Origin of the sequence: Maridesulfovibrio ferrireducens (assembly GCF_016342405.1) — a bacterium.
Classification (GTDB): domain Bacteria; phylum Desulfobacterota; class Desulfovibrionia; order Desulfovibrionales; family Desulfovibrionaceae; genus Maridesulfovibrio; species Maridesulfovibrio ferrireducens_A.
In genome coordinates, this window is the sequence record NZ_JAEINN010000010.1 from 104,442 (window position 1) to 125,944 (window position 21,503).

A 21,503-nucleotide genomic window follows, 5' to 3' on the forward strand; every position below is an offset into this window, starting at 1 on the left:
AAAAACAACCCCGGCAATCCGGAACAGAACGCTATTATATCTTAATTACTACAATAGTAATTAAAGCCCCTGACAAGGCTCTTTATTTAAAATGATTGCTATTACTTATGAAACGGAAAGAAGTACGGAAGAGGGGTACATCGAAACGGTGTGCATAAATATAAGACTTATCCTCAAGCAGGCAGTAATTATATGGCTTTAAAGCTTTAGTCAATATTCCACGTCGCAATTCAAAATTGCATAATTTATTCAACAAAAACACCAGCCGTCAACACGAGACGGCTGGTGCAACTCATTTAATAACCGAGCTTAAAACCGTTTAAATTCAGAACTGAGATCATCACTCAAATCAAGAGAAGCACCGTCTAACTTTTCTGGAGTTGAACGCTTTTGCCCCAAAGCCCGCATGGGTGGAGAATCTCCGAACTCATCATCTGTCTTGAAAAAACTCATTAACGACTGCATCTGCTGCGCCTGGCTCGCCAGCTCTTCAGAAGTCGAAGCCATCTCTTCAGAAACTGATGCATTCTGTTGAACGACCATGTCCAGCTGTTCAACAGCCTTTGAAATCTGCTGAGTTCCTGAATTCTGTTCTTCCGAGGCAGCTGATATTTCCTGAACAAGATCAGCGGTCTTCTTGATGTTAGGAACCAGCTTCTCAAGCATACGTCCGGCCGCCTCTGCGGTGGCAACAGAAGAACTCGACAACTCACTTATTTCGGCAGCGGATTGCCCGCTTCTTTCTGCAAGTTTTCTCACCTCTGCGGCAACTACAGCAAAACCTTTTCCGTGCTCTCCGGCACGGGCTGCTTCAATAGCGGCATTAAGAGCAAGAAGATTTGTCTGCCGTGAAATCTCCTCAATAATTGAAATTTTCTCTGCAATATTCTTCATAGCTTCAACAGTTTGAGCTACAGCTACCCCGCTTTCTTCACCGTCTTTAGAGGATTCAACTGCAATCCTTTCAGTCTCTTTTGCATTATCAGCGGTTTTCCTTATCGTCGCCCCCATCTCTTCCATTGATGCCGCAATTTCCTCAATTGAAGAAGCTTGTTCTGTAGAGCCTTGAGCCATCACAGAGGACGAAGATGACAATTCTTCACTTCCCGCTGTGACATTCTGAGATGCGCCGGTAATATCAGATACTATATCCGCCAGCTTCCCACCCATCTGCCTTAATGCATCAGCAAGCATTCCAATTTCATCCTTCTGATGAATATCAACCGTTGCAGTAAGATTTCCTCTTCTAATTTCCTGAGCAAACGTTACAGCCTTGATAATAGGCCCGGTAATTATTTTTACGATACACCATGCAAACAAAATTCCTGCAACAATGGCCAAAATTCCTATGGTTATACTTATAGTTCCAAGCATATCAACATGCTCAGCAGTTCTTTTCGCAGTTTCATCAGCAAGCGCCATTGCTTTTTTTGAAATACTGTCAACAGCAGGTTCAATTTTATGAACTTCCGCACGCATCGCAGATGTCAATTCAGTGATAATTATGTCTTCTTCAACGAGAGAATTAAAAGCCTTCTCATATTTTGCAACATAAGCTTTAGATTCATTCTTATCTGCATCCGAGATTTCAGAAAGATTCACAGATTCAGTCAAACGCTCTAATCCGGCTTCTACATTTGATGCGTACTTTTTAGCACCTCTTAGAATATAGTCTTTTTCCTCTTTGCGGATCGAAAGTATAAGAGCATTACCATTGGGAATGTATATGGAACCAAGAGCCTGCTCCATAATGCGAGCGGCAGAACGCATAGTTTCCGTATAACTGGCTTCAGGATTTCTCAAATAATCATTCAGTGCGTCAGAATATTCTTTGAGCCCCTTCTGCTGTTCGACTTTAGCAGAATCAGAACACTTACTAACGTTAAGCTGCTCTTCATATATAGTGATAGCGCTCAACCATTTATCTTTATACTTAGGAGAACCGGTGCGGATATAGTCCTTTTCATAACGGCGAATCTGCAAAAGAGAAATGTACAATTCGTCTACATTCCTTTCTCCGAAAAAATTCTGCAATGCATGAGCCGCGCCTCTGAACTCCCCCTGTAAACCGGATTTAGGGTCCAACCCTTTTGTCTCATAAGCCTCAACCAGCTTCCGAAATGAACTTTTATAACTGGATGCAAAACCAATTACACCGGAAGCTAATCCTTCAATCTCTGTATTTCCATTCTCACCGGCTAACCTGACAATTGATTTTGCCTGGTCAGTCAATTGCGCGATGTTTTCATCAAGTCTCGCCAGATATTTTTTATCCATCCGAAGCATAAAATCTTTTTCGTTTCGACGGCTTTGAAGCATCAAAGACTCAATACGACCCGCGTGAAGACCAATAGCCATGTCCACTTCCATATGCTTTTTAAATCCCGAAGACATAGAATTAGCGGCATAGCGATCAACAGAAATCACAACAACCAGAAGTGTAATAATTAGGCCGAAAGCGAGCCCCAATTTAACTCCAAGCTTAGCATTCTTCAACATTTGTTCACTCCTGAGTTATGATTCCCATGAAACCAACCTACATAAAAAACAATGCAGACTATATACAATATACCTCTTTTTTATATCAGTTCAATAAAAACATTCGATTTGATTATTATATATCCTGCCCTGATTGAAAAACTTCAACCGGTGCCAGACCGAATCTAATATTTTAACACTGGACTATTCTCTATTCTTGCGGTCATTATTTGAGATTAAAAACTAAGAGGTGCAACCATGTTTCGATATTTATCAGCCGCAATAGTAACTGTCTTTCTGTTTGCCGGAGCCGCCTTTGCTGAACCTATGCAGAAGGGAGAAGACTTCCCCGACATTACCCTGACTGGCAACCAGACCGCAGCTCAGCTTTCCTACCTTGGATTATCCGACAATGGCCCGTGGCAGATTAAAGATATTGATGCCGACTTTGTTATTATTGAAATTTTCAGCATGTACTGCCCACACTGTCAGGCGGAAGCTCCAAGCGTTAACAAATTGTTTACGGCCCTCAAAAAGTCCAAATCAAATGCCCGCATAAAGCTTATAGGTGTTGGCGTTGGAAATTCTGACTTTGAAGTAAATTTTTTCAGAAAAAAATACCAAGTAGAATTTCCACTTTTTGATGATCTTGATTTTGAAATACATGAAGAAGTCGGAAAGCCCGGAACTCCGCATTTTTTTATGGTTGACCTAAGTGAAGAAAATATACTTAAAACTGTTTCATCTTTTGCGGGAAGAATGAAAGATCCCAAGCAGTTTCTGATAAGTCTGCAAAAAGCCGCAAGACATTAGAAAATCTAAAAAAATAGAGGAACAAGCATGACTAAATACATACGTCTTTATAGTTTACTTGCCGCACTTCTGATATGTGTATGCGCCGCACCTTCATGGGCGAAAGTTCCTGCCGAACTTGTTTATCAAACCGGCAAACTTAAACCTGTGGACAGCGTTCTTAATATTACTGTCGGTGAAACCGCACCAGACTTTGCTCTGCCATCTCTTGCTGGTAAAGCTGTGCAACTTTCATCCTTTCATGGTAAAAAAAATGTTGTAATATCCTTTGTCCCCGCGGCATTCACTCCAATATGCTCGGATCAATGGCCCGGATACAATATTGCACAGGATCTTTTTGAACAGAATGATGCAATCCTACTAGGTATTACAGCAGACAATATTCCGACCCAATATGCATGGACACGCCAGATGAATGAAGGCGGAGTATGGTTCCCCGTACTCTCTGATTTTTGGCCTCACGGCAAAGTTGCACAATTATATGGAGTTCTTAGAACTGACGGAACCACTGAGCGTGCAATTTTCATAATAGATAAAAAAGGAATCATCCGCTACATTGATGTTCACGACATAAATACCCGTCCTGATTTAGGCGAAATTATCCGTTCACTCAGAAAAATTAATAAATAAAAAGTCTTGATAAAATCACGATGCAAACTATTAATTGATTTAAACTAGCCGGACTAAAGATGGTAAAAACAGGCAGAAAAACATCATGATTTTAGACAATCTGAAACAGTTTTCAATATATAACTTCGGACCTGCATGGGAAAAAGCTTTTGAGTTTCTCCGTGAGCTCGATATTTCTATTGAACCGGGCAGATGTGTGATCGACGGAGAGAAAGTCTTTGCACAGGTAAGTGAATACCATACCAAGCTTCAAGACGAAGGACGCTTTGAGGCTCACCGCAAATATGTGGATATTCAATTTCTGCTTTCCGGACGGGAAATCCTTGGCTGGGCCGACTTACCAAGTCTGGAGACGGAAATTATTTATGATCCTGAGCGTGACGTGGAATTTTTGAAACCGCTCCCCGTAACACCTAGCCTGTCCAGGCTTGTTCCGGGAATGTTCATGGCCTTTTTCCCGGAAGACGGACATATGCCGGGACTCGCCGTTGGCAATAAACCGGAAGCTGTGAAAAAAGTTGTCGTTAAAATAGCTGTGAGTGCGCTTGTATCTTAGGTTATTAATAAACATTCAAATAACCACTTTTACTATTTAAGGTGAGCACGATGAACAAAGACTGGAAATATTATCTGGGAATTATTCTTATCAGTTACAGCTTTCTGCCGTTCTTTGTCTTTGCAATGCTCCCGTTTATTGATGTCGACATCGCCAAATCAGGAACTTTTGCCGTAATATTTCTAGCAACGGGAGAAGTTGCATTTCTCGGTGCGGCGGCTCTTTTAGGCAAAGAATTCATCTTACTTATGAAGACCCGTTTTATGAGTATATTCAAAAGAACACCCAGCCTTAAACACATAAGCAGAATCAGACACCGCATAGGGGTAGGGTTAATGATAGCGAGCTTGCTACCATATTACTACGTTCTGTTTAGTGAAATATTCTTCTTGCCCTTGGACCACGGGATTCTTACCGGGGCGTTGATATTGAGTGAACTTCTCTTTATGACTTCAATGGTAACTCTGGGCAGTCAATTCTGGGATAGGTTGAAGCATCTTTTTGACTGGCCCGGCGCTGAGTAAATCCAAGCCGACTAAACCCTTTTAGTTATCATCAAAACTGCATTTAAAATCTTTTGAAAAATCAGGGCGTTCAAGAAGTTTTCCGCGAACGTAATTATACACATTAGTCTCGTGAACATTTTGCAGCCACAAAGGTCGAGTTTGAACCTGCATCACTGGAGAAACATCATAAATTGCGGGATGGTCAACCCAGAAAACAGTATGCGGGTCGGCAGGGCGTTCGATCAGACTTACAAAGGCATTAGTAATGTCTTCAAAGTCGTAAAAATTCCCTTCAAAATACTGCAGTCCCTTAGGGAAATTAATATAAAGCGTCTCGGACTCACCCAGATGACTCTCATTCAAAGACCCTGCAATATTATGAAGAGCCTTAAAAAATCCGGTTGCAAGAGCATCATCACTATCAAGCCGGGTTGTGAGAAGCCAGTTTGCATCAGGAGCCATATCCTGCATACATGCTTTTACTTGAGATAAAATAGTGGAGTACTCTCCACAAAATAAGGGAATAAAATTTGGATACTTACTGTAAGCCTGAATAAGCTTTCTATAAAGCTGAGGAGTCTTTTCATCGAAAAGTACCAGCCATTTAAAATCCTGATTCTCTTGCGCACAAATAGAGGGAAAACAAAACCTCTGAAAATAATCAAGACGCAGAGAAAGCCAAGTCTCCTCCAGACGTGCAGAAAAATCTTTAGGATAGATATTTACATTAAAACGCGTGATTACAAAATGACTGAATTCCAAACCATTTCTCCCAAGCTAACCCTATTGTTCAATCAGGCTGACAACCTAACCTTTCACATTCAAATAGGATAAAGTTAATGGTTCGAACAGATGACTTTCATCATTATAGCTTAGAAGCTGACCGTCTTTAAGATCAAAGTACCAGCCATGAATTTCCAGATTGCCATTCTTAACCTGCTCCGCAACCCACGGGAAACTCAGAAGATTATTCATGGAATGCAGAATTCCTGCCATCTCGCAGGCTGTACACGCTTCAACACTTAAAGTCGGATACTGAGCAAAAACTTTATCCCGTACAGAACTTAAAATGGAAAGCCACATGCTGATAAATTCATCTTCGTCCGAAATTTTATTTTCCATCAGAGATTTAATACCACCACAGGAACTATGCCCAAGAATCATTATATTTTGAACTTTAAGAAACTTCACAGCATATTCAAGCGCAGAAGAAACCCCGTGATGCTTACTGTCAGGTTCATAGGGGGGAACAATGTTCGCAATATTCCGTACAACAAATATTTCACCCGGTTCACATTGCAGAATCAGGGAAGGATCTGTTCGTGAATCACTACACGCTATAACCATCGTCGAGGGATTCTGATGCTTTTGCAATTCAATAAAAGGGGAATCTTCACGAAAATAATATTCATCACGAAAATTCTTGAACCCATTGATAAATTTACGAATCTCTTTCATATTTTTTAATACTTATTATATAAACGGTTACAGTTAATTTCAATCCGCAGAATCATCAGAATTTTCTCCCAGCAAAAGAACCACCCGGTTACGCCCCTGATCTTTAGCTTGATACAATGCAAGATCAGCGCGAAGAATAATATCATCAATTGACTGATCCGCCGAAGTTGCCAACGTGGCACCTATACTGACTGTCACAGGGACAGACAGATCAGACTGCTTTCCTAATTTTTCCTCAATCATCGCCCTGACGCGTTCGGCCACAAAAGCTAAACTGTCCGCATCGGCCCCATCCAGCACGAGAAGAAACTCTTCTCCGCCGTAACGCCCAAAAGAGTCATACGGACGCAGGGAGTCGGAGACTAAACTGGCAAGTTCCTTCAGAACAGTATCTCCCTTCTGATGACCAAAGTTATCATTAACCGACTTGAAAAAATCCACGTCAATCATAAGGCAGCCAAGTGAAACAAGCTTTCTCCGATGACGGGCAAACCCTTCGGTAAGACGGTTCAGAATAGATGCACGGTTAGCTACATTTGTAAGGGCGTCAATTGTTGCCATCCTCTTTAACAAGGCCTGAGTCTTGTCCAGACGCTGCTGCATATTGCGAAAGAAAAGCCACAGAATGAGCAGCAAAACACCGACAGTGACAAGCCCAAGAGCTACAATAACAATATAATTATGATGCAAAGACTTATTTATTTCATCAAGCTTAAAGGAAATACTGATGCCGCCACGCACCTGCCCAACTGAATATCCCTGCTTGCCATGACAGACCAGGCAGGACTTATCTACCATCAGAGGAGCCATATAACGCAAGCGCCCCCCGTTTACATCATCTTCAACGAGAAAAGTCTCTTTCTTTCCGGCTTTAAAGGACTGCAAAGACTGAGATTCAAAAGAATCGGGAGCGTTATCAGGGTTCAAAGGATTCAGGCTGGTGATATGAAACACGAAGAGATCATCTTTACCCGCAAGCTCGGAAATCTCACGAGTCATGAGAGCAGGATTCTTCAAAGTAAGCATACGCCCGTCAGCGGCAAGAAGATCTGGATGTTCTAAATAAAGGTTAGACTCCACACCGGGTCTCTTGAGTACATAGACACCACCGTGCCGAGCTATCCACTGACGCGTAAGTACAATGTTTCTAAAATTTGCACGCGCTTGCACTATCAACTGATCTTGCAGAAGAATCTTATTACGCAAAGCCAAAGCAAGGAAAAGCCCCGCCATGCAAAGCCCGACGACTAAACAGACAAATAAAAGATACCTTTTAAGTATATTTTTATCATTCAACATAGGCAGCCTAGTCATTAAACGTTTCTAACAATCTGCAAAAAAAGCAGACTTAGTACTAATTAATAACAAAGAAAGTTAAATCCTGCCACTTTTTTACAAAACCATAACAAAGTTGCCTGATTATAATTTTAGTTGAACGACAAAATAACGTAACACAGAGTTTTATTTTTTAGAGCCTAACTCAGTTTATATATAAAACAAGGTGCCTCCCCCTATCTGTTATTTTTTATATCAGCACCATTAAGTTATATTAAGAGCCTCCGATATTGTTACCACTATCACAGTATTATACAAATCAATCAAAACAAGAACTATACTGTAAAATAAGGATAATTTTATTATGACAGACTCGATAAATTATATCACAGCGAACATTCAGCCTTTTTCTGTATATTCTCCTGATAAAGACAACAACCAAATTACGCTCGAAACGGCCCTAAAAAAAAATCAGGGAATAGATAAAGTTACAATATCCTCGGAGGCTATAGAGAAATACAATACATCTTCCAAAACTGAATCCACTCCGGCAGATTCATGGAAAATGCTTTCCGGCTTAGATTCAGGGACCACACTTCTAAAAAACGGTAATAAACAGGTCGTAACAATAGACGGGACGAAACTGGAAATTCTCGAATATGACGGCGACAAACTCATCCGCTCTGTAAAAGGAGATATCACAGCCGAAGGAGCTGTTCTGGAAACAGAAATTTATGATGATAACGGCAAATTAACTCAAACAATAAATACGTCCTTGAAAACAATGGATGGCGGCAAAAAAGGAACATCCGCCAAAATAAGCCGAGATATTAAATGGTTTGAAAACGGCGAAATGACCAGACAGATGAGTGATCATATGCGCCTCCACAGTGAATATATCGACCCTGCCGAAAAAGGTTCCACAGAAAAGCCCCTCTCCCGGATGATTACAGATTTAACTAAAGCTCAATCTTCCGATCTAAATAAAATTACCGAAAGGGCAACTAAAGATACTCACACAACTAAATATTTTGCATCCATTCAAGAATTTGCAAACGGTAATATTTCCAGAAGTGTTGTAATCAACAATAATGCAGACTTTGTGAATATAACCAACCGTTCAAGTAAACGTGTTAATGGAAGAGAAAAATGGACAACCGGAGAACTCAGTCATTCAAATGGACTTTCAGTCACAATGCAGAACTATGATTCAAACGGAGACCTTCTACGCGAATCATCTTTTAATGCAAGCAACGTGAATGACAAAGATACAACTGATGGCAAGATTGAACAAAAAATGTCCGTGTCCTGGTATAATAAGGGAGATCTGGTCAAAAAAAGTTCCGGTTCACTTTCTATGGAAGAAACCCCTCATAAAGGGCTGCCATCCAGTGCAACATTACTGAAAACTCTTGGCCTAGAAGAAAAAGAATATGCCACACCCAAAACAAAAACAGCGATAGAATTACTTGCCGTACCTCTAATGGAAAGTTCATCCAAAGCAGAATTTTACAACAATTCAATTGCAGATCAAATAAACTCAGGATCATTTAACAGTTCGGAAAACATATCAAAATACGGAGAAGACGACCGACCATACAGTATCTCATGGGAAAATGAAATTTATAAAAACGGAGAACTGGCTGCACGGCAGGAAGACAAAGAATCAGCGATAGAAAACTTCGGACAAAAAGATATTGCCTTTCGCACCGGGGGAGCTCTCAGCGAAGACTATAGCGGCCCCATCATGCATAGAACCAGCCATGTCGACGAAAGTTATGAAAACGGATCCCTCAAAAAACAAGCCAGCATTGAATCTTATGAATATATTCAAGAAGTAAAAAAAGGTTCGGATAAACTTCTTACCCGAACCAATGCAACACAGGGGACAGGCTACGACAAACAGCACGTCAGTGAACTTTACGAAGGAGGAGTTACCGAGCACGATGTTCAGGCAAACGCCGCATCCAAAGCGATGAGCGGTGAAGTAGGCCTAACACTCGAAGACAGCCGATCTATACTCAGATCTTTAAGCGATAAAAACTCAGGCCCTAAAAATCATGAGTATAAAGTTAAATTTGATCCGGCATAAGCTCCATATGATTAATTCCTGAAAAGACTAAGCTAAATTAGCTGGAGCTAGGATTCTTGTGCCCATAATCTATTTTTTAAGAACCAAGGTCATAGCAGAAGAAAAACAACGTCTCCGTACCAGCAGAAGCACAATAATCGATGAAAGCGCAGTCGAAGCAACAAGCATAAACATGACGACAATCTGATAGCGCACAGCCTCTTCAGGATTTGCTCCTGCCAGAATCTGACCTGTCATCATACCGGGAATTGAAACCAGCCCTACACCCATCATAGCGTTAATCGACGGAATCATGCCCGCGCGCAAAGCTTTACGAAAAATATCGACCGTGGCTTCCTTAAAATCCGCTCCGTGACAAAGCATCATTTCCACTTCATCGCGACGATTTCTAAGTTCAGAAAACAACCGCTCGAGCGAGATAGCAAGAGCATTCATAGAATTTCCCGCCACCATGCCGCCAATCGGAATAAAATATTGAGGAGTCCACCACGGATCAGCGCCGATAACTACTTTTGTCACCAACGCGGTAATAAGAGTGCAGCTGAAAAGAACTGCCACCGTTGTAGGAAACAGATAAGATACACTTTTTTCCTTTACCCGCCCGTGAACAATACGCACGGAAAAGAAAGCCATTACAGCGTACAACCCCATCACCAGCAAGGCATTATTAAGCCCGAAAAGAGCGTTCAGCAGATAGCCCATTGCAAACAGCTGCAAGAAAGTACGAACGGCACCTATGGCAAGATCTTTCTCCAGTTTCAATTGATAAAATACTGAAACTGCGCCCGAAATAGTCACAAGACTAAGCGCAATCATTAATTGCGGCCATGAAATAGATATAAAAGAAGTTGTCATCAGAGCACCTCAACTTTGCCGTCTGCCACGGTAATATGCATATGCGGACATGTCGGGTGATAGCTGGTGTGACTTACCATTAATATGGCAATCTCCTGCTTTGCCAGATCTTCCGCAACTTCCTCAACCCGTTCCCGGCTTTCGCGGTCAAGCGAGCTTGTAGGCTCATCAAAACAAATAGCATCCGGCTTACTCAAAACAGACCTGATAAGACATATTCTCTGCCGTTGCCCCACCGAAAGAGAACTGGCTTCCGCATCAAGCGAAACTCCCTCAAGAGCAAGTTTTTCCATCCATACCATGAGAAATTTATCATCTGGAGTGATGGATTTCTTTCTGATTTGCAGAGTGAACGGCATCAGGAGATTATCACGAACACTACCGGGCAGAACAATAGGAGTCTGCTGAACAAAGCCGATTCTGGTTCTGAGTTCCGGCGGATAGAAAGTATCAATTGAAGTACCGCGCAAAAGAATTGCGCCCTGCTGTACTTCTTCCAGCCGGACGGCAAGACGAAGTAAAGTAGACTTGCCCGCACCGGACGGCCCTGAAATCAGAACAAATTGCCCCGCAGGCACAGCAAAAGAGATATCATTCAACTCAAGCCCATCGGGCCAACTGAAATTCACGTTTTTAAATTCTAGAACAGGAACGCCCTGCTCAACTTCATCCGGTTGTGGAATGTTCATTTTTGTCTCGGTTATATTGTTTAAACCCAGCCCTATTTAACCTTACCTTTCTTCTTGATCACACGGCGGGGCTGAGCAGTTGCATTCTTCATATTATCAGAAAAACTTTCCTGTTTCGTAAAATCCATAAAACATACATCAGAGCCGTCAACGGGAAGGTCTTTCACAAATATACGCTCTATAGGCACGACAACCGGACTGACGACAAACGAAACAACTGTGCCGACAAGATTCAACGCACTGAGTTTGATGCCGAAGTCTTTAAAGGTCCCGTGAACAGCCACCGGAGTCGCAAGATTGAAAAACTCAGGCCGCTTCGGTGTAGGTGCGGCTTCAAGGTCAATATTGCGCTTCTTAAAATCAATCGCGGCCTTTCCAAAGATTCGCATCTTTGACGTATCAACCACAATGGATTCGGAATCCATCATACCGTTCTTAATGCCCATTTGAAGTATAGCGCAGTTTATTTTTGACTTTTCCTTTTCCACACTGTCCATAACAGCGGTAAACAGGTTTACTGCCCAAAGATCAATAATTCCTGACTCAAGATTCTGAGGCTTGGCACCGATGCGGAAATGACCATTTGCATATTCCATAATAGAATTAAAATCCGGTGCTTCGGACTTTAAAGAAATATCCAAACTGATAAGCCCGCCCATATCCGTATCAGGTTTGGCTTCTCGGGCTATAATACCGTAATCGAATTTATCTATCAGAGCATTAATGCCGGCATTAACTCCCTGTGTTGTTATAGCAAAGGTTCCGTCAAAGTGAGCTGCGCCCCCGGGGATATATAAATCCAGAGGATCAATGGAGAGCACGCCGTTTTTAAGAGTTATAGCCAGCACTCCGCGCCCAAGACTGCTCTTACCTTTTTTAACTTCCTTTGCTTCAAATTTAAACTGGGCATCCAGACTGTTCATAAGTTCGGGACTTAAAAGATGTCTGACCTCAGAGCCGGAATCCACCTCAACATCAATTTTCGAAGTAGCATTAACGGATGGCTCATCCTGACTTCCACCGGAAGGGGACCAGCCGTCCAAATTAAAATCATCAAGCTGAATCAATTCGGCTGTAAGCTGCGTTTTTATGTCCGGTTTCGCCTTTGTCCCGGGCACTTTAGCGATATAATTAGATAAACTTCCGCTACCGACCAACCTGCTTTCCCCTACCCGCACATCCAGTTTTCGCAGACTGGCCTTACCTTTTCGTGCGTTCAATTCGCAAATGATTCCGTAATTTTTAAAAGGAGGAAGGTCAACTTTAAGTAAAGAATTTAAAGTAGTTAGATTCTCCCCCTTTACTGAAACACTTAGATTGGCAAATCCGGTTGAAGATGGAAGTTGTACTTCTCCAGTCAGAGCGAACTGAGTCCGGGCAATCTCACCATTTATTTCCGCCCAGCTTTTCTGCGTTGCTAAAAATTCTGAAAGAGATCCGACCTTCACACCAATAGTATAAGGATGCGCACCTATTATCCCCTTAAAATCCAGATAAAAAGGTTCCCCGGCCCTACCAGCTCCATTGCATTCATCAATACGATACTCTGATCTTAGTCCGGGAACTATTTCGGTAACTTGAATATCTTTAAATAAAATTTTCTGGATGCTTAAAGAATCGGAGGTCAGCTCTAAATGATTCTTCGCAGATTTCAGATCCGCAGATTCAGGTTCAATTTTCAGATGATCCGTGGCTCCGGTACCTTTGATCTCCATATCCCAATTAACGGAACCGTCCTGCTTACTTTCAAGATTAAGTCGAATCCCTTCAACCGTAAGCTCGTGAATTTCAATCTTCGCAGCCAATAATTTTAGGGCATTAACATGCAGTCTTGCGAATTTCAGAACAGCAAAATTTTTATCTGAAAAACCGGGGGGGTTGGCTATAGTAACATCAGCAACTTCAATAGCGGGACTGAGGGACGTAACAAACTTAAGCTCTCCGCCGAATGTAACTTTGCGACCTAAGGCATAGGAAGATACTTTTTCCAAAGAAGGTTTAAGCAAAGTAGCATCAACCGGAATCTCAAAAAAAAGGATTGCGGCAACAGAAAGGACAGTCAGAACCACCAAACTTAAACCCGTTAATAAAAGTATGCGAATAGCCCTGAAAAAAGACATGTCCCCTCCTGAAAGTTATATCACGCGATAATTATAAAGAGCGGTTTACCATTTAAGCATGTATCGTCTTTAATTGATGTTCCAACCTATGTCCGCTATATAAATAAAGAGTTATTTAAATCAATATCTACTCGCTGACACTAAATTATCAATCAACTACACCTAATTAACTACGGCTAATAAAAATGACTATCAATAAAAATAACATTAATTCAGAGACTAAGAAAGCAGCAGAAGAGTATGTCGAACATATTTTCTACCAGTCAGACAGTGACTGTAAAATAGTAAAAATGTTGAAAGAAGATGCAAATGAAAGGGTTTACCATGACATGGTTGATAACCCCGATGAGTTCAAACAAAAACCTCAGCTTTTATCTATTGAGCCTTGGAATGGTACAAAGCCTTCAAGCCCTCTTGAATTTTTAAGGAAAAAGAAAGTCGTGCTGCCTTCTTTACCGCAAGTTTTAATTCAAATTAAACGTGTCATTAACGATCCCCAAAGTACTATTGATGATCTAGTTGCAGTAATCAGCAAAGACCCTAAACTAGTTGCGGCAGTACTGCGCCTTGCCAACAGTAGCATATATAATCTTAGCGAGAAGATTGACACGCCAAGCAAAGCAGTTGCTGTTTTGGGCTTAAAAAAGGCGGGGCTTTTATCTCTTGGAACAGTGTCACTCAGTATGTTTAAAAAGTCTGAAGTTGCCGTTCTTGAACTTGAAAAATTCTGGAAACACTCCATAGCCTGCGGAATAATTGCTCAGGAAATTGCCCGCACGGCAAAACTTGGCGATCCTGAACATTTCTTTGTGTCGGGTCTTCTCCACGACATTGGAGTTCAAATAATTTTTGAAAGTGAAAAAAGTCTTGCTCTCGAACTGATTCGTGTCGCCGAAACAAGGCAAATAAGTTTTTATGAAGCAGAAACGGAAGTGCTGGGATTTAATCATGCGGTTCTGGGAGGAATTATCAGCAAAGACTGGGATCTTCCGCAAACACTTATAAGAGCCGCTACCGGTCATCACGATCCGGAAATAATCAAAACAGATCCTGAAGCCGCAGTTGTCCATATTGCTGATTACATCGCCAGAGCTCTTGGCTATGAACTTGGATTGTCAACGACTATAGGCAATTTAAATAAAGACGCATTAAAAAATATAGAAATAACTGCTGAGCAAATTAAAGAACTGATTCCTGAATTTAAAATATTGATTGGTGAAACTTTTAAAATACTGACCCCAGAATAAAAAACCCTCCTGCCGTGCGGTTGCCAAACCACATAAGTCGAGATATCTTGGGCATAATGAATGACACCGGAGGAAGCATGTCCAAGACAAAAGCAACAGAAGAGATATCCAGAAGACAAGCGCTTAAACTGATTGCCGGGGGCACGTTAGGTGTTCTTACCGGATGTGCTGTTAATCCCGTTACCGGTGAACAGCAGCTCATGCTAGTTTCAAAGCAAGAAGAAATACAGCTCGACAAACAGAACTCGCCTCATCAATTTTCTGCCGACTATGGCGCTGTGCAGGACAGTGAAATCAATCAATACGTCACACAGGTGGGGCAATCTCTCGCCGCCACCAGTCACAGACCGGACATGCCCTATAATTTCCGCTGCGTGAATGCCAATTACGTCAACGCGTACGCTTTTCCCGGCGGCAGCATTGCCTGTACCCGCGGTATTATGCTCAAGCTCGAAAACGAAGCAGAACTAGCCGCGCTGATAGGTCACGAAATAGGCCACGTAAATGCAAGACACACAGCCGCACGCATGAGTTCCAGCATGGCAACTCAGGGTGTTCTCGCCATAGGTGCCGGAGTTCTCGCGACACAGAACAGCGACCTTGCCCCGCTGGCAGCCGGACTTGGCGGAATAGGTGCAAGCCTGCTTCTCGCCAACTATTCCCGTGCCGACGAACGACAGGCGGACAGCCTCGGCATGAACTATATGAACAAAGCGGGATATGACACGGAAGGTATGGTCGGCCTTATGGATGAGCTCAATAAGCTGCACAAAACGGAACCTTCATTCGTACAGCAGATGTTTGCCTCCCACCCCATGAGCAGAGAACGCTACGACGACGCAGTTAAACAACGCAACACAACCTACGCCGGTAAGCACGGTAAAATTCTGCGTGAACGATACATGGACAACATCGCCTCCATCCGCAAAATCCAGCCTGCCATTGAAGAGATGCAAAAAGGTGAAGAATCCATGAGCAAAAGGGCTTTTGTAAACGCTGAGGAACACTTTTCCAAAGCCCTCAAAATTGCGCCAAGCGATTATGTAGGGCTGTTGCTCATGTCTAAATGTCAAATGGCACAGAACAAAAACAGAGAAGCAATACAATTTGCTGAACACGCCAAGAATGTTTATCCGGCCGAAGCACAGGCTCTCCAGATTGCGGGAATATTAAACTTTGAAACAAAGCAATATAAACAGGCATTAGTTGATTTTAATGGGTACGATAAAAGGTTGCCCGGCAACTCCATGATTACTTTTTTCAAAGGAATTTCCTACGAAGCTTTAGGAAACCGCCGCATGGCCGCGAGTGAATATTACAAATTCCTCCAAAACAATCGTGAAGGCAAATATGCTAAGCACGCATATGGACGGCTTAGTTCATGGGGATATACGCAATAGCAAGCCAAGTTAATTCTATAAATAAATTTAACTTTAGATGGAGACATTAATGAACCGCAAGGCAACTTTTACACTCCTCATAATGGCACTATTGTATTTTGCTACGCCATTTTCTGCACATGCCGCGGAAAAACTTGTCTTTTCAGGTATTGAATCCATTAACTCTGATATAAGCTTTAAAGTCCTTGAAGAAGCATATGGACGTATCGGAATTGAAATAGAACTAAAACATTATCCGATCCTGCGTGCATTACACTCATCCGATTCAGGCATTGTGGATGGTGAATTATTCAAAAAAAAAGGACTCGATAATAAATATCCCAACCTCACAATGATTCATGTCCCTGTGAACAACATTGAATCTATGGTTCTCACTAATAAATCATCCCCTCCCTTTACAGACTGGCAATCACTTGCCCCGTTCAGAATAGGAATCTACCGTGGGGTGGCTTTTACAAAAGAAAAAACAGCAAAGGCCGGTTGCACTCAAGTCTTCGAATTAGACACACATGATCAAATGATCAAAATGCTTGAAATAAACAGAATTGACGCGGCTATTGTCGCAAGAATTGCCGGATTGATTATTTTACGAAAAGCCGGACCAACCGAAATAAAGCTTACTGAACCACCTCTTGAAAGCTTCCCTGTTTATCACTACCTCAATAAAAAACACTCCAACCTCGTTCCCAAACTGACAGCAGTGCTGAAACAAATGCAAAAAGAAAGAAGGATACAGCAAATCCGCGAAGAAATTATTCAAAAGGAATTTGGAACACTTGGCAGGATGTAATTTTATAATTAGAAGAGGTTAATTGTAACCTTCCACCAAAACTCACTTGTTTTTTCCAGACTTAATCTGTTAGTAAGTGTGTACACGCTATCAATGATGTTATCATTTAAAAATATCAAAAAGATTTGGAAGGTATGATGCACTTACAAAAGTTTAACCTTTATCTATTATTATCAATTCTTCTATGTTTTCTTATTTTACCTTCTACAGTCTATGCTGAATCCTTTCCCAAACTCACACTTATAACAGAAGAATGGGAACCTTATAATTTCCGAAAAAACGGGACGATAGAAGGTATATCAACCGATGTGCTTATGCTTATGTTAGAAAGAGCAGGTTCTACGCAGGCACGAAATGACATAAAACTATATCCTTGGGCCCGTTCCTATAAAATGCTTCAAAAAAACACCAACACTCTTCTTTTTTCAACAACAAGGACCGAAGAAAGAGAACATATGTTTAAATGGGTCGGCCCAATTTTTAACACAAAATACCATTTTTATGCCCTAAAAAACAGGCACATAAAAATTAACTCATTTAAAGATCTTAAAAAATACCGCATAGGGACAATCAGAAAAGATGTTATCGAAGACCTGCTCGTAAAAAATGCTGACATGAACTCCAAAGATTTTGATCAGGTATCATCAACCTTACAAAATATAATAAAACTATCAGTTGGAAGAGTAGACCTTGCCGCTCAGAGTAAAGAATCCACTCTCAATTCGTGTAAAGAAGCAGGACTCAATCCTAATAATTTTGAATCTGTTTTTGTACTTGATAAAAACAGTGTATATTACGCATTTAATAAAGAAACACCTGATTCCGTAATAGCAATATTGCAAACAGTCTTTGATAATATTAGAAATGAGGGGAAACTGGCTGAAATTTTTAAAAAATATGGGAAATAAAAAATATTATAATCTCCACACATACAAGTTCTACTTTTCGGACTAAACTCTTCGCTTTCACTTTTCCTCTTTACAACCCAAATAGATTAACATACATTTTTATCAGCTAGGGGCGTCTTTTTAGACTGAGATGGCATTAACGCCTGTCCCTTCGAACCTGATGCGGGTAATTCTGCCGGAGGGAAGCTGCAATAGATTCTTATGCTTTTTCTATTTGCGCTTACCTTTTTTAAGGTAAGCGCTTTTTTTTTGCCGGAGCAAATTATGATTGTCATACTGAATGGGGAAAGAACCGAAATAAACAACAATACGAGCGTACTTGCACTGCTTGATTCCAAGCAAATAGCTGCGGACACAGTCGTTGTTGAATTGAACAAGGAAATAATCCCTTCCGACACTTTCTGTAATACAATGCTAAACGACGGAGATCATCTCGAAGTACTCCGTTTCGTTGGCGGAGGATGAAAAACACAATGAGCGAAGATCTTTTTGAACTCGGTGGTCGCAAATTTAACAGTCGCCTACTTAGCGGTACAGGCAAATTTGCCGATGATTCAATTATTCCTGCTGTATGCGAAGCTTCCGGTTCTGAGATTATCACCGTCGCACTACGCCGGGTTGATCTTGAATCAAAAACTGACAATGTCATTAATTTTATTCCTAAGCACATGCAGCTTCTGCCCAACACTTCCGGAGCAAGAACAGCCGATGAAGCTGTACGCATCGCCCGTTTAGCCAGAGCTATGGGATGCGGAGACTGGATAAAAATCGAAGTTATCTCAGACAACAAATATCTTTTACCTGACGGATACGAGACAGCCAAAGCCACCGAAATTCTTGCCAAAGAAGGTTTCATTGTTCTGCCGTACGTCAATGCTGACCTCTACATAGCACGTTCTCTGGTTGACGCCGGAGCTGCCGCTGTTATGCCTCTCGGCTCACCTATCGGAACAAACCGCGGCCTCCAAACCCGTGAAATGGTACGCATCCTAATTGAAGAAATCTCCCTGCCCATCATCGTTGATGCGGGCATAGGCCGTCCTTCTGAAGCATGCGAAGCAATGGAAATGGGTGCTGACGCATGTCTGGTCAACACTGCTATTGCTACAGCCTGTGATCCCGTCACAATGGCAAAAGCTTTCGGCCGGGCTGTTAAAGCTGGACGCGAAGCATACCTTTCCGGCCCCGGAGCAAAACACCGCCAAGCAATGGCTTCATCTCCTCTTACCGGCTTTTTGAGCGAGGATTAGGCAATGAGCTTTTATCCCATCTGCGCTGAATACGGAGCTTTACCCCTCGCAGAAAAATTTGCCGCGGTAACAGAAGACGATGTCCGGCGCGCAATAAACGGTACCACAGCCAGCCCCGAAGATTTCATGGCCATGTTAAGCCCTGCGGCTGTCCCCTTTCTCGAAGAAATGGCGCAAAAGGCGAACAAGCTGACTGAGCAGTATTTCGGTAAAACAATTCAAATGTTCACCCCGTTATACCTTTCCAATTACTGCACCAACCGTTGCATATATTGTGGATTCAACACCACAAATAATATCAAACGCGATCATCTGGAGCCGGAACAGGTCGAAGAGGAAGCTAAAGCCATTGCCGCCACGGGAATGAAACAGCTGCTCATCCTTACCGGAGATGCACGCACCAAGGCTTCCCCGGAATACCTTGAATCCTGCACAAAGATTCTCAGCAAGTATTTCCCGTCAATCTCAATTGAAATTTACGCTATGGAAGTTGAGGAATACGCCGCTCTGGTAAAAGTTGGAGTGGACGGGATGACAATGTTCCAAGAGACCTACAACGAGGAACTTTATCCCACGCTGCATCCTGCCGGACCTAAAAAGGATTTCCACTTCCGCCTGAATGCACCGGAGCGTGCTTGCAAAGCGGGAATGCGGGTGGTCAACATCGGTGCTCTGCTTGGACTGGATGACTGGAGAAAAGACTCTCTGCTTACCGGAATCCATGCCGCTTATTTACAGAAAAAATATCCCAATGTTGATATAGCTGTATCCCTTCCCAGAATGCGTCCTCACGCCGGATCTTTTCAGCCCGCTTCTATAGCCACTGACCGTGACATGGTTCAGAACATGCTTGCACTCCGCCTTTTTCTGCCGCGTGTAGGTATCACTGTTTCCACGAGGGAAAGTCCTGAATTCCGTGAACAGATTCTACCGCTCGGCGTTACTAAGATGTCAGCCGGAGTTTCGACTGAAGTTGGCGGACACAGTCAGAAAGGTGAAAAAGTCGGACAGTTCGATATCTCCGACGGACGCAGTGCCGCAGAATTATGCGCGGATCTCAAAAAACACGGTTACCAGCCTGTTTTCAAAGACTGGCAGTGTCTGGACGAGCATTACGGAGAACCGATTTGAACCTGACGGAACAAGGCATAGCCGCCTATCTGGGCGAAGAACGGTTAAAATATATCCAGACCGTTACCATCGGTATTGCCGGAGCAGGCGGTCTTGGTTCCAACTGTGCCATGCATCTGGTCCGTAGTGGATTCAAACGGTTTGTGCTGGTGGATTTTGATCAGATTGAAAAATCCAACCTCAACCGCCAGAGCTATACATTGAAACAGCTGGATCAATACAAAGTCACAGCTCTTTCCGAAAATATGCTCGCAGTGAACCCCGACCTAGACCTTGATGTGCTGGCAACGAAAGTTACTCTGGAGAATATGCAACCCCTTTTCGAACGCTGCGATGCGGTTGTCGAAGCGTTCGATGACCCAAAGATCAAAAGGAACTTTGTCGAATCATTCCTGCCTACCGAAAAATTAGTTATCGCAGCCTCGGGCATAGGCGGCACCGGCAATGCTGATGCCATCATCACCCGCAAGGTACGTGATAACTTTTACATAATCGGAGACATGGTAACCGAGTGTTGCGCCAAACAACCGCCCTTTTCACCGAAGGTCGCCATTGCCGCAGCCAAACAGGCTGACGTTATTCTCAGCTACTATCTTGATAAATTCGAGACAGAAGGAGGCGCAAAATGAGCGCGATAAAAATCACCAGAAAAACTATTCTCGACACGGACATTTACTGTCTGACCGCAGAAAAGTTTTCGCTGGGCCGTTCCAATCTTGAAGTGATCAAGGCCATGCTCGACAACGGAATCAAGCTTGTCCAGTACCGCGAAAAAGAAAAGAAGATGGGACTCAAATATCAGGAGTGTCTCGAAATCCGCAAGATGACCCGCGATGCAGGAGCCGCCTTCATCATTAATGATGACATCGACCTAGCCATACTGGTTGAAGCTGACGGCGTGCATATCGGGCAAGAGGATTTCCCCATTGAAGCAGTGCGTAAACTGGTTGGAAACGACATGGCAATCGGCCTTTCCACCCACAGCCCCGAGCAGGCACGCAATGCACTTAAACGCGGCGCGGATTACATCGGAGTTGGTCCGGTTTTCCGCACCTTTACCAAAGACGATGTCTGCGATCCAGTAGGATTTGAATATCTGGAATATGTTGTTGAAAACATAGACATCCCCTTTGTCGCCATCGGCGGCATCAAAGAAAACAATGTAGCAGAAGTGGTCCGGCACGGCGCACGCTGTGTGGCACTGGTTACTGAAATAGTAGAAGCCGACAATATCGGAAACAAAATCAACGCCCTGCGTGACGCTATGCTGTCCGCGGCAGAAAGTTAAAAAAGCCTGAAAAGGAG

21 protein-coding genes and 1 riboswitch are annotated in these 21,503 nt (G+C 42.7%); of the genes, 14 read left to right on the top strand and 7 right to left on the bottom strand.

Features of this window, described 5'->3' with window-relative positions:
* Positions 1–309: 309 nt before the first annotated feature.
* A complete protein-coding gene (locus tag JEY82_RS12100; RefSeq protein WP_304085760.1) occupies positions 310–2,499 on the bottom strand; it encodes a methyl-accepting chemotaxis protein in 2,190 nt (729 codons plus the stop codon).
* Between the two features lie 237 nt (positions 2,500–2,736).
* Here JEY82_RS12100 and JEY82_RS12105 point away from each other — a divergent pair, with 237 nt between their 5' ends.
* The 4 genes from JEY82_RS12105 to JEY82_RS12120 all read left to right on the top strand — a co-directional run bounded on the left by JEY82_RS12105 (position 2,737) and on the right by JEY82_RS12120 (position 5,001).
* Entirely contained in the window at positions 2,737–3,291 is a 555-nt protein-coding gene (locus tag JEY82_RS12105; RefSeq protein ID WP_304085762.1) for a peroxiredoxin, read from the top strand.
* A gap of 27 nt (positions 3,292–3,318) precedes the next feature.
* Positions 3,319–3,921, top strand: a complete 603-nt coding sequence (locus tag JEY82_RS12110) for a peroxiredoxin (RefSeq protein WP_304085765.1) — start codon at positions 3,319–3,321, stop codon at positions 3,919–3,921.
* Positions 3,922–4,006: 85 nt separating this feature from the next.
* Complete coding sequence (locus JEY82_RS12115; protein WP_304085767.1) at positions 4,007–4,477, top strand: YhcH/YjgK/YiaL family protein; 471 nt, start codon at positions 4,007–4,009, stop codon at positions 4,475–4,477.
* 50 nt (positions 4,478–4,527) lie between these two features.
* The gene (locus tag JEY82_RS12120) at positions 4,528–5,001 is read left to right on the top strand and encodes a transporter suffix domain-containing protein (protein WP_304085769.1); all 474 of its coding nucleotides are present in this window, start codon (positions 4,528–4,530) and stop codon (positions 4,999–5,001) included.
* Positions 5,002–5,022: 21 nt separating this feature from the next.
* Here the strand turns inward: JEY82_RS12120 and JEY82_RS12125 are convergent, their stop codons facing one another.
* From JEY82_RS12125 to JEY82_RS12135, 3 genes are read right to left on the bottom strand one after another with little or no spacing between them, the layout of a single operon-like run.
* On the bottom strand, positions 5,023–5,745 hold the full coding sequence (locus tag JEY82_RS12125) for a glycosyltransferase (protein ID WP_304085771.1): 723 nt from the start codon (positions 5,743–5,745) through the stop codon (positions 5,023–5,025).
* Positions 5,746–5,790: 45 nt separating this feature from the next.
* The gene (locus JEY82_RS12130) at positions 5,791–6,441 is read right to left on the bottom strand and encodes a carbonic anhydrase (RefSeq protein WP_304085773.1); all 651 of its coding nucleotides are present in this window, start codon (positions 6,439–6,441) and stop codon (positions 5,791–5,793) included.
* 39 nt (positions 6,442–6,480) lie between these two features.
* Positions 6,481–7,755: a diguanylate cyclase gene (locus tag JEY82_RS12135; RefSeq protein WP_304085775.1), complete on the bottom strand. Its 1,275-nt coding sequence runs from the start codon at positions 7,753–7,755 to the stop codon at positions 6,481–6,483.
* Positions 7,756–8,080: 325 nt separating this feature from the next.
* On the opposite strand from JEY82_RS12135, the gene JEY82_RS12140 reads away from it, so the two are divergent.
* Positions 8,081–9,808, top strand: coding sequence for a hypothetical protein (locus tag JEY82_RS12140; RefSeq protein WP_304085777.1), 1,728 nt, complete (start codon positions 8,081–8,083; stop codon positions 9,806–9,808).
* 69 nt (positions 9,809–9,877) lie between these two features.
* Here the strand turns inward: JEY82_RS12140 and fetB are convergent, their stop codons facing one another.
* Genes fetB through JEY82_RS12155 form a run of 3 tightly spaced genes read right to left on the bottom strand, consistent with a single transcriptional unit; the run spans position 9,878 to position 13,472 of the window.
* The gene (gene fetB / locus JEY82_RS12145; protein WP_304085779.1) at positions 9,878–10,663 is read right to left on the bottom strand and encodes an iron export ABC transporter permease subunit FetB; all 786 of its coding nucleotides are present in this window, start codon (positions 10,661–10,663) and stop codon (positions 9,878–9,880) included.
* A complete protein-coding gene (locus JEY82_RS12150; RefSeq protein ID WP_304085781.1) occupies positions 10,663–11,352 on the bottom strand; it encodes an ABC transporter ATP-binding protein in 690 nt (229 codons plus the stop codon). Before JEY82_RS12150 ends, fetB begins: the two co-directional genes overlap by 1 nt.
* A 32-nt stretch (positions 11,353–11,384) precedes the next feature.
* Positions 11,385–13,472, bottom strand: coding sequence for an AsmA family protein (locus JEY82_RS12155; RefSeq protein ID WP_304085783.1), 2,088 nt, complete (start codon positions 13,470–13,472; stop codon positions 11,385–11,387).
* 185 nt (positions 13,473–13,657) lie between these two features.
* Between JEY82_RS12155 and JEY82_RS12160 the strand changes: the two genes are divergently transcribed.
* The 9 genes from JEY82_RS12160 (at position 13,658) to thiE (ending at position 21,486) form a co-directional block, all read left to right on the top strand.
* Positions 13,658–14,719 (top strand): HDOD domain-containing protein, encoded by a 1,062-nt coding sequence (locus JEY82_RS12160; RefSeq protein ID WP_304085785.1) that lies wholly within the window; start codon positions 13,658–13,660, stop codon positions 14,717–14,719.
* 77 nt (positions 14,720–14,796) lie between these two features.
* On the top strand, positions 14,797–16,119 hold the full coding sequence (locus JEY82_RS12165) for a M48 family metalloprotease (RefSeq protein WP_304085787.1): 1,323 nt from the start codon (positions 14,797–14,799) through the stop codon (positions 16,117–16,119).
* A 49-nt stretch (positions 16,120–16,168) separates the two neighbouring features.
* Positions 16,169–16,909 (top strand): ABC transporter substrate-binding protein, encoded by a 741-nt coding sequence (locus JEY82_RS12170; RefSeq protein WP_304085789.1) that lies wholly within the window; start codon positions 16,169–16,171, stop codon positions 16,907–16,909.
* 134 nt (positions 16,910–17,043) lie between these two features.
* Positions 17,044–17,817, top strand: a complete 774-nt coding sequence (locus JEY82_RS12175) for an ABC transporter substrate-binding protein (protein ID WP_304085847.1) — start codon at positions 17,044–17,046, stop codon at positions 17,815–17,817.
* A 98-nt stretch (positions 17,818–17,915) separates the two neighbouring features.
* Positions 17,916–18,018, top strand: a riboswitch (TPP riboswitch).
* A 63-nt stretch (positions 18,019–18,081) separates the two neighbouring features.
* A complete protein-coding gene (gene thiS, locus JEY82_RS12180; protein WP_304085791.1) occupies positions 18,082–18,282 on the top strand; it encodes a sulfur carrier protein ThiS in 201 nt (66 codons plus the stop codon).
* An 8-nt stretch (positions 18,283–18,290) separates the two neighbouring features.
* Positions 18,291–19,067 carry a thiazole synthase gene (locus JEY82_RS12185; RefSeq protein WP_304085793.1) on the top strand — a complete coding sequence of 259 codons (777 nt, stop codon included), beginning with the start codon at positions 18,291–18,293 and terminating at the stop codon, positions 19,065–19,067.
* Positions 19,068–19,070: 3 nt separating this feature from the next.
* The gene (gene thiH, locus JEY82_RS12190; RefSeq protein WP_304085795.1) at positions 19,071–20,198 is read left to right on the top strand and encodes a 2-iminoacetate synthase ThiH; all 1,128 of its coding nucleotides are present in this window, start codon (positions 19,071–19,073) and stop codon (positions 20,196–20,198) included.
* Positions 20,195–20,827: a sulfur carrier protein ThiS adenylyltransferase ThiF gene (gene thiF / locus JEY82_RS12195; protein WP_304085797.1), complete on the top strand. Its 633-nt coding sequence runs from the start codon at positions 20,195–20,197 to the stop codon at positions 20,825–20,827. The genes thiH and thiF overlap by 4 nt, the downstream gene beginning before the upstream one ends.
* Entirely contained in the window at positions 20,824–21,486 is a 663-nt protein-coding gene (thiE, locus tag JEY82_RS12200) for a thiamine phosphate synthase (protein ID WP_304085798.1), read from the top strand. The genes thiF and thiE overlap by 4 nt, the downstream gene beginning before the upstream one ends.
* Positions 21,487–21,503: the final 17 nt, after the last annotated feature.

What these genes read in the sequence shown, in the direction of transcription:
- JEY82_RS12105 (WP_304085762.1), top strand. Translation starts at nt 2,737, where the DNA reads ATGTTTCGATATTTATCAGCCGCAATAGTAACTGTCTTTCTGTTTGCC.
- JEY82_RS12150 (WP_304085781.1), bottom strand. Translation starts at nt 11,352, where the DNA reads ATGAACATTCCACAACCGGATGAAGTTGAGCAGGGCGTTCCTGTTCTA.
- JEY82_RS12120 (WP_304085769.1), top strand. Translation starts at nt 4,528, where the DNA reads ATGAACAAAGACTGGAAATATTATCTGGGAATTATTCTTATCAGTTAC.
- JEY82_RS12115 (WP_304085767.1), top strand. Translation starts at nt 4,007, where the DNA reads ATGATTTTAGACAATCTGAAACAGTTTTCAATATATAACTTCGGACCT.
- thiH (WP_304085795.1), top strand. Translation starts at nt 19,071, where the DNA reads ATGAGCTTTTATCCCATCTGCGCTGAATACGGAGCTTTACCCCTCGCA.
- JEY82_RS12140 (WP_304085777.1), top strand. Translation starts at nt 8,081, where the DNA reads ATGACAGACTCGATAAATTATATCACAGCGAACATTCAGCCTTTTTCT.
- JEY82_RS12100 (WP_304085760.1), bottom strand. Translation starts at nt 2,499, where the DNA reads ATGTTGAAGAATGCTAAGCTTGGAGTTAAATTGGGGCTCGCTTTCGGC.
- JEY82_RS12110 (WP_304085765.1), top strand. Translation starts at nt 3,319, where the DNA reads ATGACTAAATACATACGTCTTTATAGTTTACTTGCCGCACTTCTGATA.
- JEY82_RS12130 (WP_304085773.1), bottom strand. Translation starts at nt 6,441, where the DNA reads ATGAAAGAGATTCGTAAATTTATCAATGGGTTCAAGAATTTTCGTGAT.
- thiS (WP_304085791.1), top strand. Translation starts at nt 18,082, where the DNA reads ATGATTGTCATACTGAATGGGGAAAGAACCGAAATAAACAACAATACG.
- JEY82_RS12135 (WP_304085775.1), bottom strand. Translation starts at nt 7,755, where the DNA reads ATGACTAGGCTGCCTATGTTGAATGATAAAAATATACTTAAAAGGTAT.
- JEY82_RS12155 (WP_304085783.1), bottom strand. Translation starts at nt 13,472, where the DNA reads ATGTCTTTTTTCAGGGCTATTCGCATACTTTTATTAACGGGTTTAAGT.
- JEY82_RS12165 (WP_304085787.1), top strand. Translation starts at nt 14,797, where the DNA reads ATGTCCAAGACAAAAGCAACAGAAGAGATATCCAGAAGACAAGCGCTT.
- thiE (WP_304085798.1), top strand. Translation starts at nt 20,824, where the DNA reads ATGAGCGCGATAAAAATCACCAGAAAAACTATTCTCGACACGGACATT.
- JEY82_RS12185 (WP_304085793.1), top strand. Translation starts at nt 18,291, where the DNA reads ATGAGCGAAGATCTTTTTGAACTCGGTGGTCGCAAATTTAACAGTCGC.
- JEY82_RS12175 (WP_304085847.1), top strand. Translation starts at nt 17,044, where the DNA reads ATGATGCACTTACAAAAGTTTAACCTTTATCTATTATTATCAATTCTT.
- fetB (WP_304085779.1), bottom strand. Translation starts at nt 10,663, where the DNA reads ATGACAACTTCTTTTATATCTATTTCATGGCCGCAATTAATGATTGCG.
- JEY82_RS12170 (WP_304085789.1), top strand. Translation starts at nt 16,169, where the DNA reads ATGAACCGCAAGGCAACTTTTACACTCCTCATAATGGCACTATTGTAT.
- JEY82_RS12160 (WP_304085785.1), top strand. Translation starts at nt 13,658, where the DNA reads ATGACTATCAATAAAAATAACATTAATTCAGAGACTAAGAAAGCAGCA.